General features: G+C 71.9%; 15 protein-coding genes. 12 read left to right on the top strand and 3 right to left on the bottom strand.

The features are described from left to right. The first annotated feature begins 212 nt into the window (after positions 1–212). Genes ACYVOO_RS38230 through ACYVOO_RS38205 form a run of 6 tightly spaced genes read left to right on the top strand, consistent with a single transcriptional unit; the run spans position 213 to position 5912 of the window. Positions 213–1877, top strand: coding sequence for an ATP-binding protein (locus tag ACYVOO_RS38230; RefSeq protein ID WP_461020319.1), 1665 nt, complete (start codon positions 213–215; stop codon positions 1875–1877). Further along, a complete protein-coding gene (locus ACYVOO_RS38225; protein ID WP_461020318.1) occupies positions 1874–2323 on the top strand; it encodes a roadblock/LC7 domain-containing protein in 450 nt (149 codons plus the stop codon). Before ACYVOO_RS38230 ends, ACYVOO_RS38225 begins: the two co-directional genes overlap by 4 nt. Next, entirely contained in the window at positions 2320–2685 is a 366-nt protein-coding gene (locus tag ACYVOO_RS38220; protein WP_461020317.1) for a DUF742 domain-containing protein, read from the top strand. The genes ACYVOO_RS38225 and ACYVOO_RS38220 overlap by 4 nt, the downstream gene beginning before the upstream one ends. Further along, positions 2657–3370 carry a GTP-binding protein gene (locus ACYVOO_RS38215; RefSeq protein WP_461020316.1) on the top strand — a complete coding sequence of 238 codons (714 nt, stop codon included), beginning with the start codon at positions 2657–2659 and terminating at the stop codon, positions 3368–3370. Before ACYVOO_RS38220 ends, ACYVOO_RS38215 begins: the two co-directional genes overlap by 29 nt. After that, entirely contained in the window at positions 3367–4785 is a 1419-nt protein-coding gene (locus ACYVOO_RS38210; protein WP_461020315.1) for a cytochrome P450, read from the top strand. The genes ACYVOO_RS38215 and ACYVOO_RS38210 overlap by 4 nt, the downstream gene beginning before the upstream one ends. Continuing rightward, on the top strand, positions 4692–5912 hold the full coding sequence (locus ACYVOO_RS38205) for a cytochrome P450 family protein (protein ID WP_461020314.1): 1221 nt from the start codon (positions 4692–4694) through the stop codon (positions 5910–5912). The genes ACYVOO_RS38210 and ACYVOO_RS38205 overlap by 94 nt, the downstream gene beginning before the upstream one ends. 84 nt (positions 5913–5996) lie before the next feature. Here the strand turns inward: ACYVOO_RS38205 and ACYVOO_RS38200 are convergent, their stop codons facing one another. After that, positions 5997–7217 (bottom strand): amidohydrolase family protein, encoded by a 1221-nt coding sequence (locus ACYVOO_RS38200; protein ID WP_461020313.1) that lies wholly within the window; start codon positions 7215–7217, stop codon positions 5997–5999. 155 nt (positions 7218–7372) lie between these two features. Here ACYVOO_RS38200 and ACYVOO_RS38195 point away from each other — a divergent pair, with 155 nt between their 5' ends. The 3 genes from ACYVOO_RS38195 (at position 7373) to ACYVOO_RS38185 (ending at position 11083) form a co-directional block, all read left to right on the top strand. After that, positions 7373–10318, top strand: coding sequence for an AfsR/SARP family transcriptional regulator (locus ACYVOO_RS38195; RefSeq protein WP_461020312.1), 2946 nt, complete (start codon positions 7373–7375; stop codon positions 10316–10318). A 211-nt stretch (positions 10319–10529) separates the two neighbouring features. After that, the gene (locus ACYVOO_RS38190; protein ID WP_461020311.1) at positions 10530–10676 is read left to right on the top strand and encodes a hypothetical protein; all 147 of its coding nucleotides are present in this window, start codon (positions 10530–10532) and stop codon (positions 10674–10676) included. 230 nt (positions 10677–10906) lie between these two features. Then, the gene (locus ACYVOO_RS38185) at positions 10907–11083 is read left to right on the top strand and encodes a hypothetical protein (RefSeq protein WP_453344857.1); all 177 of its coding nucleotides are present in this window, start codon (positions 10907–10909) and stop codon (positions 11081–11083) included. 73 nt (positions 11084–11156) lie between these two features. Here the strand turns inward: ACYVOO_RS38185 and ACYVOO_RS38180 are convergent, their stop codons facing one another. Continuing rightward, positions 11157–11585, bottom strand: a complete 429-nt coding sequence (locus tag ACYVOO_RS38180) for a pyridoxamine 5'-phosphate oxidase family protein (RefSeq protein WP_461020310.1) — start codon at positions 11583–11585, stop codon at positions 11157–11159. 153 nt (positions 11586–11738) lie between these two features. Further along, positions 11739–13436, bottom strand: coding sequence for a fatty acid--CoA ligase family protein (locus tag ACYVOO_RS38175; RefSeq protein WP_461020309.1), 1698 nt, complete (start codon positions 13434–13436; stop codon positions 11739–11741). Between the two features lie 144 nt (positions 13437–13580). Between ACYVOO_RS38175 and ACYVOO_RS38170 the strand changes: the two genes are divergently transcribed. The 3 genes from ACYVOO_RS38170 (at position 13581) to ACYVOO_RS38160 (ending at position 16118) form a co-directional block, all read left to right on the top strand. Then, on the top strand, positions 13581–14741 hold the full coding sequence (locus ACYVOO_RS38170; RefSeq protein ID WP_453344854.1) for a lipid-transfer protein: 1161 nt from the start codon (positions 13581–13583) through the stop codon (positions 14739–14741). Positions 14742–14838: 97 nt separating this feature from the next. Beyond that, positions 14839–15294 (top strand): Zn-ribbon domain-containing OB-fold protein, encoded by a 456-nt coding sequence (locus ACYVOO_RS38165; protein WP_461020308.1) that lies wholly within the window; start codon positions 14839–14841, stop codon positions 15292–15294. Positions 15295–15344: 50 nt separating this feature from the next. Further along, on the top strand, positions 15345–16118 hold the full coding sequence (locus ACYVOO_RS38160) for an enoyl-CoA hydratase/isomerase family protein (protein ID WP_461020307.1): 774 nt from the start codon (positions 15345–15347) through the stop codon (positions 16116–16118). Position 16119 lies beyond the last annotated feature (1 nt).

Genomic DNA, 16119 nt, shown 5'->3' with positions numbered 1-16119 from the left:
GCAAGCTGGCATGATCCGGATGCGCGCCTCGGGCAACCGTTGTTTACCGTAGGCGGTGTACACAGGTGTCAACTGGTGCACCATGAGTGACTGAAGAGGAATCGGTGAAGCGCATTTACGCGCCTCCCGGCTGCCTCGCCCCGCCCCCGGCGGAACCGGCCACTCGCCGCAAACCGAACACTGTCCCCAGCACTCCATGACCGAGGACACCGATGACCGAGATACCGGTGGCGCTGATCGTCATCCTGGCCTTGGGCACAGTCGCCGCCATCGTCACGGCCCTGCTGCTCGTCCGCGCGCGGGGGGAGGCGCGCCGCCTGCGGGCACGCGTCGACTCCGTCGAGCAGGACCTGCGGTCCGCCTCGCGCTACAACGCCACCCTCACCTCCCGGCTCCAGGCAGCCGAGAGCGAGGTCCAGCACCTGTCGAGCGCCCGGATCCCCGACCTGACGGTCGCCATGTCCCACACCGACGTCCCCGTGCGCGGCCCGCTCCACAGCGAGACCGTGGGCAGCGGCCTCGACCAGGCCCTCACCACCGTCCTCGACCAGTTCAGGGACGCCGTCGACAAGGAGCGGCTGCGCGTGGACGCCGCCGCACAGGCCGCACTGCGCGGCGCGGCGACCACGATCCAGGCGCTGCTGTACCAGCTCCAGACGCTGCTCCAGCGGATGCAGGAGCGCTACGACGACCCCGCCGTCGCCGAGGACCTCCTCGCCGCCGACTTCCTCAACGAGCAGGCGCTGCGCCGCATCCAGTCCACGGCCGTGGTCTGCGGTGCCTGGCCCGGCCTGACGCGGCAGAACTCGCACCTGGCCGACATCGTCGTCGGCGCCAGCTCCCGCCTCAACGGCTACGAGCGCATCCAGGTCACCAACCAGTTGCGCGACCCCGTGGGCGTGGTCGCGCGCGCCGTGGAGCCCGTCGCCGTCGCGCTGACGGAGCTGCTGGCCAACGCGCTGCACTACTCCCACCCCGATCTGCCCGTCGCCGTCACCCTCCAGCAGGGCAACCGGGGCGCCTCTGTGATCATCGACGACGCGGGCGTCGGCATGCACGGCGACGAACTGCGCCGCGCGGAGCGGCTCATGGGCGGCCAGGAGGCGGTGCTCATCACCGAACTGGGCGACCCGCCGCGCAGCGGCTTCGCCGCCGTGGGCCGGCTCGTGCGGCAGTACGGGTTCAGCACCCATGTGGAGACCTCGCCGTACGGCGGCGTCCGGGCCATCGTGCACATCCCCGGCGACCCGCTGCTGACCCTGCTGGACGAGGAGGAGCACCCGGTGTCCGCGATGGCGCCCCTGCCGCCGACGAGCGCGTCGTCCGTCCCGGCCACGCCGGAGGGCGCGAGCCTCCCGGTGCGGGGCCGCTCGACGAGGGCGCCCGAGGCGGCGCCAGCGCCCGCGGCACCCGAGGTCCCGGCGGGGGCACCCGAGCCCGAGCCCGCGTCGGCCGAGGCCGAACTGCCGCGCAGGCGCAGGCGCCGCGCCCTGCCGGAGGAGAGCGGCGCGCCGCAGTCCTCCGGTGCGCACGCCCGCGCGGGCGGCGAGGGCGAGGGCGCGCACGAGGCGTACGGGCACTCCTCGCACTCCGCCCAGTCCGGCTACTCCTCGCGCCGCTCCGAGCCCGCGCCGCAGCCCGACGCGCGGGAGAGCGCGGCACGCTGGGCCGCCTTCCAGCAGGGCACGGCCTCGGGCCGCGCCGCGGTCCAGGAGAGCGAGTCCGCCGCCTCCGCCTCCGCTTCCCACGGCGGCGCGCCGCTGCCCGAGCAGATACCCGAACCCACGTCCGTGCCCGCACCCCGTGCCCCGTACGACGGTCCCCGTACCGAGTCCGACGCCGACCCCCGTGAGTCCGAAGGGAATTCCCCCGCATGACATCCCCCGCACGCAGGTCCGTCCGAGAGGACACGTCCTGGGTACTGGCCCCGCTCCTGGACCTGCCCCACGTCGTCCACGCGGCCGTCATCTCAGGAGACGGTCTCATCGAGGGGGCTTCGCCCGGCCTGGAGCGGGAGGCGGCGGAGGGCGTGGCCGCCATGATGTCCGCCCTCCAGGGCGCCGCCCGCACCACCACCGTCGCGTTCAGCGGCGACTTCGGGGTCAAGCTGCGGCAGACCGTGATCGAGTCCGACCAGGGCTGGGTCTTCGCGATCCCGGCCGGTGAGAACACCTGCCTGGCCGTGTTCGCCGAGCCCGAGGTCAACATGGGCGTCGTCACCCACCACATGCAGGTGCAGGTGGCGACGCTCGGTGCCAAGACCATGAACGCGCCGCCCCGCGACGACGCCCCCGACCGGTCTCCGCACGACGCGCCCGCATGAGTCCGCCACCCCGTGACAGCAGGCGCCTCGTCCCGGCCTACCTGGCCACGTCAGGGCGCGCCCGGCCGAGCCGCAACACCCTTGACCGGCTGACCGTGCTGTCCGGCTCGGCGGGCACGCTGCCGGGCGGACTCCGGCCGGAGGAGCGGCGGCTGCTGGAGCTGCTCCTCCCCGGCGCGCTCTCCCTGGCCGAGACGGCCGCTCATCTGCGGCTGCCGGTCAGTGTCGTGCGGGTCCTCGCCGCCGACCTGGTCGACGCGGGCCATCTCCAGGCCCGTGCGCCGATACCCGATGCCGAACTGCCCGAGCGGCAGATTCTGGAGAAAGTTCTCGATGGACTCCGCACTCTCAAGTCGTCCTAGTCCAGGCCCCGAGCCGGGCTCGGCGTCCGACGGCATGTATCTGGACCCTTCCGCCAAGACGCTGGTGAAGCTGCTGGTCGCCGGGCCGTTCGGGGTCGGCAAGACGACGTTCATCCGCTCGCTGTCCGAGACGGCTCCGCTGCACACCGAGGAGGTGATGACGCAGACCGGGGCGCTCGTCGACGACCTCGCGGGGGTCAGGGAGAAGTCCACGACCACCGTCGCGATCGACTTCGGGCGGCGCACCCTGCCGGGCGACCTGGTGCTCTACATGTTCGGCACGCCGGGCCAGCGGCGGTTCAGGCCGCTGTGGCAGGACATCGCGCGCGGGGCCCTGGGGGCCCTGGTGCTGGCCGACACCCGGCGGCTGGCGGACTCCTTCGAGGTGATGGACATGATCGAGGAGGCGGGGCTGCGGTACGCGGTCGCCGTCAACACCTTCCCCGACTCGCCCTCGCACGGCGTCGACACCCTGCGCGACCACCTCGATCTGGACCCGGACACCCCGCTGGTGCTGTGCGACGCGCGCGACCGCGACCAGTCGGCCGACGCGCTGATCGCGCTCGTCGGCCACGTCCTCTCCCACACCCCGCAGACCCCGCCCCCGCCCCCGGACCCGTCGTCGGCACAGGCACAGGCACAGGCCCCGGGCAGCGCACCGGCACAGCACCAGGAGCCCGCGTGAACACCCCGCACCCCCCGCCCCCGCCCCGCAGGCACGGCCCGCCCCCGGGGCGCCCCGGCGCCTCCCGCGCCACCGGCGTCATGCCGCCGCCCATGGCGCCGCCCGGCAGCGAGGTCACCGCGCTGTACGGCCCGGAGTTCGCCGCCGACCCGCACGGCGTCTACGACCGCCTCCGCGTCTACGGCCCCCTCGCGCCCGTGGAGGTCGCGCCGGGCGTGGGCGCGCTGCTGGTCCTCGACTACCGCGCCGCGCTGGATCTGCTGCACGACCCCGTCACCTGGTCGAAGGACTCGCGGGTCTGGCAGGACACGATCCCCGAGGACTCGCCGATCCGGCCCATGATGTCGTGGCGGCCCAACGTCTTCTTCAGCGACGGCGAGGCCCACACCCGCTACCGGCAGGTCATCACCGACAGCTTCGACCGCATCGAACCCCACGTCATGCGCGGGCACGTGCAGGAGCTGGCCGACTCCCTCATCGCCAGGTTCGGCGCCGACGGCGAGGCCGACCTGATCTCACAGTACGCGCGGGTGCTGCCGCTGCTGCTGTTCAACCGTGTCTTCGGACTGCCCGACTCCTACAGCGACCGGCTGGTCAGCGCCCTCTCCGCGCTCTTCGAGGCGAACACCCCGGAGGAGGCCGCCGCGGGCAACGCGGCGTTCGAGAGCTACATCGGAGAGCTGGCAGCGGCGAAGAAGCGGGAGCGCGGCGCCGACCTCACCTCCTGGTTCATGGACCACCCGGCGGGCCTCAGCGACGAGGAGGTCATCCACCAGATCGTCCTGACGATGGGCGCGGGGCACGAGCCGACGACCAACCTGATCGGCAACGCGCTCGCCCGGATGCTCTCCGACGACCGCTACTACAGCACCCTCTCCGGCGGCGCCCTCACCCCGCGCGACGCCATCCTCGACGTCCTCCAGAACGAGCCGCCGATCTCCAACTACTCGGCGCACTTCCCCACCAGGGACGTGCTGTTCCACGGCACCTGGATCCGCAAGGGCCAGCTCGTGCTCGTCTCCTACGCGGCGGCCAACACCCAGCACGGGCGCACGGCCCCCGGCCAGGGCGGCGGCACCGGCGGTTCCGGCGGCGGCGCGCACCTGGCGTGGGCCGCGGGGCCGCACTCCTGCCCTGTGCACCGGCCCGCGCTGCTCATCGCGACGACCGCGATCGAGCGGCTCACGGCCTGGCTCTCCGACATCGAACTGCGGGTGGCCTTCGACACGCTGGAGTGGCGCAACGGCCCCTTCCACCGTGCCCTCGCCGAACTGCCCGCCCGTTTCACGCCCATCGTCCCCGACCAGGCGGGAGCCACCCCGTGGAAGAGCAGCCCCTCGTCATCGACCCCGCAGGCAGCGACATCCACGGCGAGGCCGACCGCCTCCGCCGGTTCGGGCCAGCGGCCCGGATAGAGCTGCCCTCGGGCATCCCCGCCTGGTCCGTCAACAGCTTCCCGCTGCTCAAGGAGCTGCTGACCGACGCGCGGGTCTCCAAGGACCCGCGCAAGCACTGGCCCGCCTGGCAGCGCGGCGAGTTCAGGGACACCTGGGTACGGGCCTGGATCGACGTGGACAACATGTTCACCGCGTACGGCACCGACCACAGACGGCTGCGGAAACTCGTCGCGCCCGCCTTCACGGCGCGCCGCACCGAGGGGCTGCGCCCCAGCGTCGAGGCCATCACGGCGGATCTGCTGGGCGCGCTGGAGGAGCAGCCGGAGGGCGAGAGCGTCGATCTGCGCGCCGCCTACGCGCACCCGCTGCCGATGCGGGTCATCTGCGAGCTGTTCGGGGTGCCCGAGCGCGACCAGCCGGAGGTGCGGCGGATCGTGGAGCGGGTCTTCGACACCTCCGCCACCCCGCAGGAGGCGGCGGAGACCGCGCGGGACATCCGGATCGCGTTCGGCGCGCTGGCCGAGCTGAAGCGGCGGGAGCCGGGCGAGGACCTGACCAGCGTGCTGGTCTCGGCGCGTGACGAGGAGGACGGTTCGCGGCTGAGCGAGAGCGAGCTGATCGACACGCTGATGCTGGTGATCGGCGCTGGCCACGAGACCACCGTGAACCTCATCGCCAACGCCGTCCACGCGCTCCTCACCCACCCCGACCAGCTCAAGCTGGTGCTGGAAGGCGGCGCCACGTGGGACGACGTCATCGAGGAGACGCTGCGCTGGGCGCCCAGCATCTCCAATCTGCCGCTGCGCTTCGCCGTCGAGGACATCGCGCTCCCCGACGGCGGCACGATCCGCCGGGGCGACGCGATCCTCACCACCTACGCGGCGGCGGCGCGCGACCCGGAGAAGCACGGGCCGACCGCGTCCGCCTTCGACGTCACCCGCACCGACAAGGAGCACCTGTCCTTCGGGCACGGGGTGCACTTCTGCCTGGGCGCGCCGCTGGCCAGGGTGGAGGCCCGTACGGCGCTGCCCGCGCTCTTCGCGCGCTTCCCCGGCATCCGCCTGGCGGTTCCGCCGGAGGAGATCGTCCCGATCACCTCGTTCATCTCGGACGGGCCCGCGACGCTTCCCGTGCTGCTGAACTGACGCGGAACGCGCCGACGCCGCCGCACCGCACCGCACCGTGTGACGGGGAGGGGCCGCCCGACCGCGGGCGGCCCCGGCCCCGGATCACGCTCCGGCCCACAGCCCGTCCGGCGTGAGCCCCAGCAGCGAGATCGCGTTGCCGCGCACGATCCGCTCCACCAGATCGGGCGCCAGATGCCCCATCTGCTCCTCGCCGACCTCCCTGGACCTGGGCCAGGTGGAGTCGGAGTGGGGGTAGTCCGTCTCGTAGAGCACGTTCGGTACGCCGATGGCGTCGATGTTCTTCAGGCCGAACGCGTCGTCGAAGAAGCAGCCGTAGACATGATCGGCGAACAGCTCGGACGGCGGGCGCAGCACCTTCTCGGCGACGCCGCCCCACCCCCGGTTCTCCTCCCAGACCACGTCCGCGCGTTCGAGGATGTACGGGATCCAGCCGATCTGGCCCTCCGCGTACATGATCTTCAGTCCGGGGAAGCGGTCGAACTTGCCGCTCATCAGCCAGTCGACCATCGAGAAGCAGCAGTTGGCGAAGGTGATCGTCGAGCCGACGGCCGGGGGCGCGTCGGCGGATGTGGACGGCATCCGGCTGGAGGAGCCGATGTGCATGGCTATGACGGTGCCCGTCTCGTCACACGCGCGCAGGAACGGGTCCCACTCATCGCCGTGGATGCTGGGCAGACCCAGGTGCGGGGGAATCTCGCTGAAGCAGACGGCGCGGACTCCTCGCGCGGCATTGCGCCGCACCTCGGCCGCGGCCAGTTCCGCGTCCCACAGCGGTACGAGGGTGAGGGGGATCAGGCGTCCGCCCGCCTCGGGCCCACACCATTCCTCCACCATCCAGTCGTTGTACGCGCGCACCCCGAGCAGGCCGAGTTCACGGTCCTTGGCCTCCGTGAAGGTCTGTCCGCAGAAGCGCGGGAAGGTGGGGAAGCAGAGCGCCGACTGGACGTGGTTCACGTCCATGTCCGCGAGCCTGTCCTTCACGCTGAAGGACCCCGGGCGCATCTGCTCGTAGGTGATGGCCTCCAGCCTGACCTCGTCCCTGTCGTAGCCGACGGCCGTATCGAGCCTGGTCAGCGGCCTGTGCAGGTCCTCGTAGACCCACCAGTCGGCCACCGGGCCCGCGTCGCCCGGACCCCCCATCAGGGGGGCGAACTTCCCGCCGACGAAGGTCATCTCCTTCAGCGGCGCCCGGACGATACGGGGACCTATGTCCTGATACTTCGACGGGAGCCGGTCCTGCCAGACGTTGGGGGGTTCGACCGTGTGGTCGTCCACCGAGATGATCTTCGGGAAGGTCTCCATGGCGTCCACGGTAACCCCGATCTGACGATCCGTCAGCTAGCGGAATGCCAGCGAAATTTGGGGACCTCGTAGAGAGGCCGGTACCGAGCTGACGTAATCGCCGATGACAAGGCAAACTGGCCCTGCGGAGTGGAGCGCAGAACGCAGGGGGCACCATGGGCGCCGAGGGGCACCGGGGACGCGAACCCGAGCAGCAGGAACGACGGCTGCGCTTCGCCGTGCTCGGACCCGTCCGTGCCTGGCGCGGTGACCAGGCACTCAACATGGGCTCCCCGCAGCAGCGCGCCCTCCTCGCGGCCCTCCTGCTGCGCGGCGGCCACACGGCCACCGCCGAGGAGCTGATCGACGCGATCTGGGGCGAGGAGCCACCGGATCAGGCCAAGGCCGCGCTGCGCACGTACGCGTCCCGCATCCGCAAGGCACTCGGCGCCGACGCCGAGGTACTCGTCAGCGAATCCGGCGGCTACGCGATCCGCGCCACCGCCGACGCCGTCCTGGACGTGGACACCGCAGCGGCCCTCGCCACCGACGCCGAGAAGTCGGCGGCCGGCGGCGACCGCTGCCGCGCCCGCACCCAGTACAACGCGGCCCTGGACGAGTGGGACGGCGAGCCGCTGGCCCACGTCCCCGGCCCCTACGCCGAGACCCAGCGCATCAGGCTGGAGGAGTGGCGCCTCAGCCTGCTGGAACACCGGCTCGATCTCGACCTCCAGGTCGGCTGCCACGCCGAGGCCGTCAGCGAACTGACCGCGCTCACCGCCGCGCACCCGCTGCGCGAGCGGCTGCGCGAACTGCTGATGCTCGCCCTCTACCGCAGCGGCAGGCAGGCCGAGGCCCTCGCCGTCTACGCCGACACCCGCCGCCTGCTCGCCGACGAACTGGGCGTCGATCCGCGCATCGAACTCTCCGAGCTGCAACAGCGCATCCTGGAGGCCGACGAGGGCCTCAACCACAACCCGGACGAGCCCGAGAGCACCGGCGTCCCCACCCTGACCCGCCCGGCGCAGCTCCCCGCCACGGTGGCCGACTTCACCGGGCGCGCCTCCTTCGTCGCCGAACTGAGCGACCAGCTCGGGGAGGCGGAGGGCACCGTGATGGCGGTCTCCGCCGTCGCGGGCATCGGCGGCGTCGGCAAGACCACGCTGGCCGTCCACGTCGCCCACGCGGCGGCCGAGCACTTCCCCGACGGACAGCTGTACGTGGACCTCCAGGGCGCGGGCCCCTCGGCCGCCGAACCCGAGGCCGTGCTCGGCGCGTTCCTGCGCTCGCTGGGCACGCCGGACTCCGCCATCCCGGACGGCGTCGAGGAACGCGCGGGCCTCTTCCGCTCCCTCCTCGCGGGCCGCCGCGTCCTGACCCTCCTCGACAACGCACGCGACGCGGCGCAGGTCAGGCCCCTGCTGCCCGGCACGGCTGGCTGCGCGGCACTGATCACCAGCCGGGCCCGCATGGTGGACCTCGCGGGCGCGCACCTCGTCGACCTCGACGTCATGAGCCCCGAGGAGGCCATGACCCTCTTCACCCGCATCGTGGGCGAGGAGCGCGTCACCTCCGAACGGCAGGCGGCGATGGACGTCGTCGCCGCGTGCGGGTTCCTGCCGCTGGCCATCCGCATCGCGGCGGCCCGGCTCGCGGCCCGCCGCACCTGGACCGTCTCCGTCCTCGCCTCCAAGCTCGCGGACGAGCGCCGCCGCCTGGACGAACTCCAGGCGGGCGACCAAGCGGTCAAGGCCACCTTCGAACTCGGCTACGGCCAGCTCGACCACGAACAGGCCCGCGCCTTCCGCCTGCTGGGCCTCGCCGACGGCCCGGACATCTCCGTCCAGGCGGCCGCGGCCATGCTCGACCGCGACCCGGCGGTGACGGAGGACCTGCTGGAGTCCCTGGTGGACACCTCCCTCCTGGAGTCAGCGGCCCCCGGCCGCTACCGCCTCCACGACCTCGTCCGCCTCTTCGCCCGCGCCTGCGCCGAGCGCGACGAACAGCCGCCGAGCGAACGGGACGCGGCGCTCTCCCGGCTGCTGGACTTCTACCTCGCGACGGCACGGAACGTGCACGCCCTGGAGCGTCCTGGCGAGCGCCTGGTGGAACACCTCGCGACGACGGCCTGCCCGGGCCTCGCCTTCGCCGACCAGAGCACGGCCATCGACTGGCTCTTCGCCGAGTCCGGCTGCTTCCTGGCAGCGGCCCGCCAGCTCGCCTCGGGTCCGACGCTGCGCCGCGCGGTGGACCTGCTGATGGCCACGAGCGATCTGGGCGAGGCGGGCATCAACGTCCGCCAGTACGAGCAGGCGGCGGAGACGTTGAAGAAGGCCGCCCAGATGGCCGGGGACACCCACGCCGAGGCCCGCGCCCGCTCGGTGCTGACGGGGCTCCACCTGACGACGGGCGCCTTCGACCGCGCGGACGACGAGGCCCGCATGGCGGGCGTCCTCGGGCTCGCGGCCGAGGACCCGATCTCCTCGTCGTACGCGCTGAACGACCGCGGGATCGTCGCGAACTACCAGGGCAGGCACACCGAGGCCGAGGAATACATCCGGCAGGCGCTGGACCGGTTCCGCGAGTACGCGAACAAGCCGTCCGAGGCCAGCGCACTGTGTAACCTCGCTCGCTCGCACGTCGGCACCGGACGGGCCTCCAGCGCGGTCCAGCTCGCCGAGCAGGCGGTCGTCATCTACCGCCAGCTCGATGTCTCCATGCGGTTGGCCAACGGTCTCTACGCGCTGGGGATCACACTCGTCGCCGCCCACCGCTTCCAGGAAGCGGAGTACAAGTTCCTCGAAGCACTGGAGATCTTCCGCCAGAGCCGTCAGCACCTGTGGGAGGGCATGACCCACTTCCGGCTGGCGGAGGTGTATCTCGCGACGCACAAGCCCGCCCAGGCGGCGGCACAGGCGGAGCGGGCCCTCGCGCTGCGCGGGATCGGCGGGGAATGGCGGCGGGGAACGTTCCTGCTCGTACTCGGCAAGGCGCTGGACGCCCTGGGGCAGAGCGACCGTGCCCGTGCCTGCTGGCGCGACGCTCTCGCTATCTTCGAAGAACTCGGCACCGCTGAGGCGAGCGAGGTCAGGGAGCTGCTCCGCCCCACCGTGGCCGCCTGAGACAGTCCGCCAACCGGACGTTCATCGATCGTTTATCGCCACCCGCCATGCTCATTGCAATCGATCCGTCGCGTCGGGGGGCAGGCGGACCGATGGGGGAAGGCCGCAGACCGACTAAGGTATGCGGTCCTGCAACACCCGTCCGGCGACCCACGGGGGAGTCGCCGGGCGGGCACCGTCACCCAAATGAATAGAAACAGGGGGATTCACCATGGGTACTCACGAGAAGAAGACCACGACCGACGACAACCCGACCACCAAGGACCGTCACCAGTCGAGCGAGCCCGCCAACGAAGAGGCCACGGTCGGCACCGTCGGTACGCAGGACCGTCACCAGTCGAGCGAGCCCGCCAGCTAAGACCAACCACCACGGGGGACATGCGTGGGCCGTCATCGGCGACGGAGAGGGGGAGTCGCCGGTGACGGCCCGCGCGTGTGCGCAAGAGGGACAGATGCGGGTATACGGATATCAGAACCCGTCACTTCATGGTGAGTTCCAGCCATGACCGGATTCGTCCGAACATTATGCGACTAGCGTCACGCGCAGCACCAAAGGTCAAGCCCGTTCCCCTTGGGAGGAGTCTCTCTATGACCCGTTCGAAAAAGATCATCGCGACCTGTGCGATAGCCATAGCGATGGCCGTCGGTTCGGCCGGGCCCACGCTAGCCGCGGACTCCGACACGGTGACCACCGAGGACCGCCACCAGACCGTCGCCCCGCCGACGTCCGAGGACCAGGGACCGGCCGTCGCCCAAGCCACCTAGGACGCGACCGCACCTCCTGAGCCCAGCGCCGGGCATGGGGCAAGGACCGTAGCGCCCCGGTCTCTTCCGTCGGCTATACCGTCCCCAGGTCCGCGCTCACCCAGTGTTCGGGGCGCATGCGGATGATGATCTGTTCGCCGTGCTCCTTCCAGGACCAGGCCACGTAGCCGTCCACCTTCTCCTGCGGGAGGTAGCGGGCTGACATCTCGCGGAGCGCTTCCTGGGTGGCCGGGGAGGTTTCGGTGACCGGGCCCTCAGCGGAGACGTAGCGGATCGTGGGCTCCAGGCGGTCGGCCATGATCGTGAAGCGGCCGGCGCTGCCGATGAGCCTGGCCTTGACGGAGTCGCGGCCCGTCATGATCCACAGTTCGCCGCCGGGTGCGTACTGGTACCAGATGGGGACGGTCAGCGGTGCCCGGTCCGCCTCCTCCCGCGCTACGGAGAGGGCGCCGATGTGCGGCTCGGCGAGGAAGTGTTCGCGTTCTTCACGGGACAGGGCCATGTCGTGCTCCTTCGCGGAACGTGCCGTAGCTGTCAGGGAGACGCGCGCCCGGTCGGCGGTGCGCCGGGCGCGCAGTCTTCAGCTTCTCCCGCCCGCCCCGTATTCCGGCGTACCGACGCGGAATCGCGCAGCCACGCGGGACGCGCCCCTCGCTCAACCCCCGGAGCGCAGCCGCGTCTTCAGCACCTTGCCGCTCGCGTTGCGCGGCAGCCGGTCGACGAATTCGACCTCGCGCGGCACCTTGTAGTTGGCCATCTCCCGGCGTGACCAGGCGATGAGGTCGTCGGCCGTCACCGTCGCGCCCTCGTGCCGTACGGCGAACGCCTTGCCGACCTCGCCCAGCCGCCCGTCCGGCACGCCGACGACGGCGACGTCCGCGATGCAGGGGTGGCGGGCGAGAAGCTGCTCTATCTCGGCGGGGTAGGCGTTGAAGCCGCCGACGATGAACATGTCCTTGATCCGGTCGGTGATGCGGAGGTTGCCGTCCGCGTCCATGACGCCGACGTCGCCCGTCCGCAGCCAGCCGTCGGGCGTGAGGACCTTCGCCGTCTCCTCCGGCTCCTCGAAGTACCCCGACATCACGTGATAGCCGCGCACGAGGACCTCGCCGGGTTCGCCTGGTGGCTGAACGGCACCCGACGAGGCGACGACACGGACCTCGGTACCGGGGATCGCGCGGCCCGAGGTGCCCGCGATGATCTCGGCGGGGTCGCCCTGGCGGCACATGGTGACGGTGCCGCTGGCCTCGGTGAGCCCGTAAGCGGTGAGCACGGTGGCGATCTTCAGCTCGCTGCGCAGCCGTTCGACCAGCTCCAGCGGCACGACCGCGGCCCCCGTCACCACCAGGCGCAGCGCGGACAGATCGTGCTGCGCGCGGTGCGGGTGGTCCAGCACGGACTGGTGGAGGGTCGGCGGCCCCGGCATCACGCTGACGCGCTCCGCCGCGATGTGCGCGAGCGCGGTCTCGACGCTGAAGACGGGCTGCGGGATCATCGTCGCGCCCCGCGTCAGACAGGCGATGATCCCCGCCTTGTACCCGAACGTGTGGAAGAACGGGTTGACGATCAGATAGCGGTCGCCCTCTTCCAGGCCCGCGAGCCCCGCCCAGGTGTCGTAGACGCACAGGGTCTGCTCGTGGGTGATGACGGCGCCCTTGGGGTTGCCCGTGGTGCCCGAGGTGAAGGTGATGTCGGAGGGGGAGGACGGGTCGATGGCGTCGGCCCGTTCCCGTACGGCCTCGGGCGGCACGTCCGCGCCGCCCGCGAGGAACCCGCTCCAGGTGTGGAAGCCCTCGGGCGCGTCGTCGGAGAAGACGACCGCGGTACGCAGGTGCGGCAGACCGGGCAGCGGTCCTTCGCCGGACACGGTGGCACTCTCCGGCGTCTCCGACAGGCCCGGCGCCTCCGACGGTTCCGGTACCTCCGACGCGGCGCGCCGCAGCGACGCCACGTACGAGGTCCCCAGGAACGTCCCGGTGACGAAGAGCATCGTGGCGCGGGTCCGGCGCAGCACGTACGCGGCCTCGGTGCCCTTGAAGCGGGTGTTGACGGGGACGAGGACGCCGCCCGCGGTCACCGCGCCGAGCGCCGCGGTGATCCAGTCGACGGTGTTGGGCGCCCAGACGGCGACCCGCTCCCCCGGTGCGAGGCCCGCGGCGACGCAGGCCGCTGCCGCGCGTTCGACGCGCGCGCCGAGCTGCGCGTAGGTCAGCCGCGTGCGGCCGTCGACGACCGCCTCGTGGTCCGCGTAGCGCCGGGCCGCGTCGCGGACGAGGTCCGGAATGGCGCGCCAGTGGGTGGCCGGGGGCCGGGGGCCAGGGGCTTCGCCCCGGGAGGACGCCGTCTCGCGCATGCAAGTCTCCCGCCGAGTAGCCGGTTACTAGCTGACTATCCGTCAGATTAGCTGTAGCCTCCTCCGCTGTCAGCAGTCCCGGACGCGGCGGGGTGACGGCCACGCCCTGGACAGGCACACACGCGGATACGCCCGGAGGTGGCGATGGGGGCAGCGCTCAACGACCTCAAGGACGCGACGGCGATCGTGGGGGCCGGCCAGACCCCCTTCGCCAAGAACCTCCCCGAATCCGAGAAGGCACTGGCCTGCCGCGCGATCCTCGCCGCACTCGACGACGCGGGCATCGCGCCGTCCGAGGTCGACGGGCTCGCCTCGTACACGATGGAGGAGACCGACGAGGTCGAGGTCGCCAAGGCCATCGGCGCCGGTGACGTGACCTTCTTCTCCAAGGTCGGCTTCGGCGGCGGCGGTTCCTGCGCCACCGTCGCGCACCTGGCCGCCGCCATCGCGACGGGCCAGGCGACGGTCGGGGTCGCCTGGCGCTCCCGCAAGCGCGGCTCAGGGGCCCGGCCGTGGACCAACACCCGTGTCCAACTGCCCACTCCTGCCCAATGGACGCGCCCCTTCGGGCTGCTGCGCCCGGCGGACGAGATCGGGATGCTCGCGCGGCGCTACATGCACGAGTACGGCGCCACCCGCGACCACTTCTTCAACGTCGCGCTCGCCTGCCGCAACCGCGCCAACCAGAACCCGGCCGCGATGATGTACGAGCGGCCGCTGACCCGCGAGATGTATATGACGGCGCGCTGGATCAGCGAACCGCTCTGCCTCTTCGACAACTGCCTGGAGACGGACGGGGCCCTGGCCTGCGTGCTCGTCTCAGCCGACCGCGCCCGCGACTGCCGACAGCGCCCCGTCTACGTCCACTCGGCCGCCCAGGGGCTGCCCGCGCAGCACCACGGGATGGTCAACTACTGGAACGACGACCCCCTCACGGGCCCCTCCTGGACAGCGGCCGAACACCTGTGGAAGTCCGCCGACTTCGGCCCACAGGATGTGGACGTCGCGCAGATCTACGACGCGTTCACGCCGCTGATACCACTCTCCCTGGAGGGCTACGGATTCTGCGACCGGGGCGAGGGCGCCGCCTTCACGGAGGGCGGGGCCCTGGAGATCGGCGGGCGGCTGCCCATCAACACGGGCGGGGGCGGGCTCAGCGAGGCGTACGTCCACGGCTTCAACCTGATCACCGAGGGCGTCCGCCAGCTCCGCGGCACTTCGACGGCCCAGGTGCCGGACGCCGCGACGTGCCTGGTCACGGCGGGCGAAGGGGTGCCGACATCGGCGCTGTTGCTGCGGAACTGAACGGGGGCGGGGCGAGAGGCGGGGATGGGCTCGGGAGCGGGAGCCGGGAATCCGGGATGGGAAATCCGGAATCTGAAATTGGGAGGACAGATAACAGATGACAGATTCTGTTAATCAACTATTGTCACCTGTCAGCGACGACGACGGCGCCCCCTTCTGGCGGTACGCCGCCGAGGGCGAACTGCGCGTCCAGGCGTGTGCCGCCGAGTCCTGCGGGGAGCTGCGCTTCCCGCCCCGGCCCTGCTGCCCGTACTGCCACTCCTTCGCGAGCGAGTGGCGCAGGATGAGCGGGCGGGGGCGCGTGTGGTCGTACGTCGTCCCGCATCCGCCGCTGCTTCCCGGGTACGCCGAACAGGCGCCGTACAACGCGATCGTGGTGGAGCTGGCCGAGGCCCCGCACATCCGGCTCGTCGGCAACCTCGTGGCCTCGCCCGACGCGCCCCTCAACTCCGTCGACCCGTCCCGCCTGCGCATCGGCGCCCCCGTGAAGGTCGCCTTCACCCGCCTCCCCGACGGCACCCACGTGCCGCGCTGGCTGCTGGAGCGGCCGTGACGGGGGGCGGGGGCGAGGGCACAGGCGGAGACGAGACCGGTGCGGGGTCCATGATCCGGACGGAGACCGTGGACGGTGTCGCCGTCGTCACCCTCGACCGCCCAGCGCGGCACAACGCGATCGATCTGGAGGGGGCGGCCGAACTGGCCGCCGTATGGCGCGGGTTCCGCACCGATCCCTCGGTGCGCGCCGCCGTCGTCACGGGGGCGGGCGGCCGGGCGTTCTGCACCGGCATCGACCGCGAGGCGGCCGTGGCGGCGGGGGCGCGTCAACCGCACTCCCCCTACGCCCTCGACGACCCCCTGCTCACCATCGGCCCCAAGGCCAACGACCTGTGGATACCGGTCATCGCCGCCGTCGAGGGGATGGCGTGCGGCGGGGCCTTCTACCTGCTGGGCGAGGCGGAGTTCCTGATCGCCTCCGAGGAGGCCGCGTTCTTCGACCCGCACACCACGTACGGCATGGTCAGCGCGTACGAGGCGATGGCCATGGCCCAGCGGATGCCGCTCGGCGAGGTGGCGCGGATGGCGCTGATGGGGACGGCGGAACGGATCTCGGCGCGCCGCGCGTACGACGTCGGCCTGGTCTCCGAACTGACCCCGCCGGGCGGCGCACTGGAGGCGGCGCTGCGCTGCGCGCGCGTGCTCGCCTCGTACCCGGCGGAGGCGGTGCAGGGGACGGTACGGGCCGTATGGGCAGCCAAGGAGGCGGTGCGGGGCCAGGCCATGGCCCAGGCCCCGCACCTGATCGCGCTCGGCAATCTGCCGCCTGATCAGCAGTCCGGGCTGTTCGGCGCCCGGAGTTCCGGGTTCCGGCTGCGCTGAG

Source organism: Streptomyces daliensis, assembly GCF_054782395.1.
This window is presented reverse-complemented; position numbering and strand designations above follow the sequence as displayed.

Coding starts and splice junctions, on each gene's coding strand:
- ACYVOO_RS38180 (WP_461020310.1), bottom strand. CDS start 11,585: ATGGCCCTGTCCCGTGAAGAACGCGAACACTTCCTCGCCGAGCCGCAC.
- ACYVOO_RS38230 (WP_461020319.1), top strand. CDS start 213: ATGACCGAGATACCGGTGGCGCTGATCGTCATCCTGGCCTTGGGCACA.
- ACYVOO_RS38220 (WP_461020317.1), top strand. CDS start 2,320: ATGAGTCCGCCACCCCGTGACAGCAGGCGCCTCGTCCCGGCCTACCTG.
- ACYVOO_RS38225 (WP_461020318.1), top strand. CDS start 1,874: ATGACATCCCCCGCACGCAGGTCCGTCCGAGAGGACACGTCCTGGGTA.
- ACYVOO_RS38190 (WP_461020311.1), top strand. CDS start 10,530: ATGGGTACTCACGAGAAGAAGACCACGACCGACGACAACCCGACCACC.
- ACYVOO_RS38200 (WP_461020313.1), bottom strand. CDS start 7,217: ATGGAGACCTTCCCGAAGATCATCTCGGTGGACGACCACACGGTCGAA.
- ACYVOO_RS38170 (WP_453344854.1), top strand. CDS start 13,581: ATGGGGGCAGCGCTCAACGACCTCAAGGACGCGACGGCGATCGTGGGG.
- ACYVOO_RS38215 (WP_461020316.1), top strand. CDS start 2,657: ATGGACTCCGCACTCTCAAGTCGTCCTAGTCCAGGCCCCGAGCCGGGC.
- ACYVOO_RS38175 (WP_461020309.1), bottom strand. CDS start 13,436: ATGCGCGAGACGGCGTCCTCCCGGGGCGAAGCCCCTGGCCCCCGGCCC.
- ACYVOO_RS38195 (WP_461020312.1), top strand. CDS start 7,373: ATGGGCGCCGAGGGGCACCGGGGACGCGAACCCGAGCAGCAGGAACGA.
- ACYVOO_RS38160 (WP_461020307.1), top strand. CDS start 15,345: ATGATCCGGACGGAGACCGTGGACGGTGTCGCCGTCGTCACCCTCGAC.
- ACYVOO_RS38185 (WP_453344857.1), top strand. CDS start 10,907: ATGACCCGTTCGAAAAAGATCATCGCGACCTGTGCGATAGCCATAGCG.
- ACYVOO_RS38165 (WP_461020308.1), top strand. CDS start 14,839: ATGACAGATTCTGTTAATCAACTATTGTCACCTGTCAGCGACGACGAC.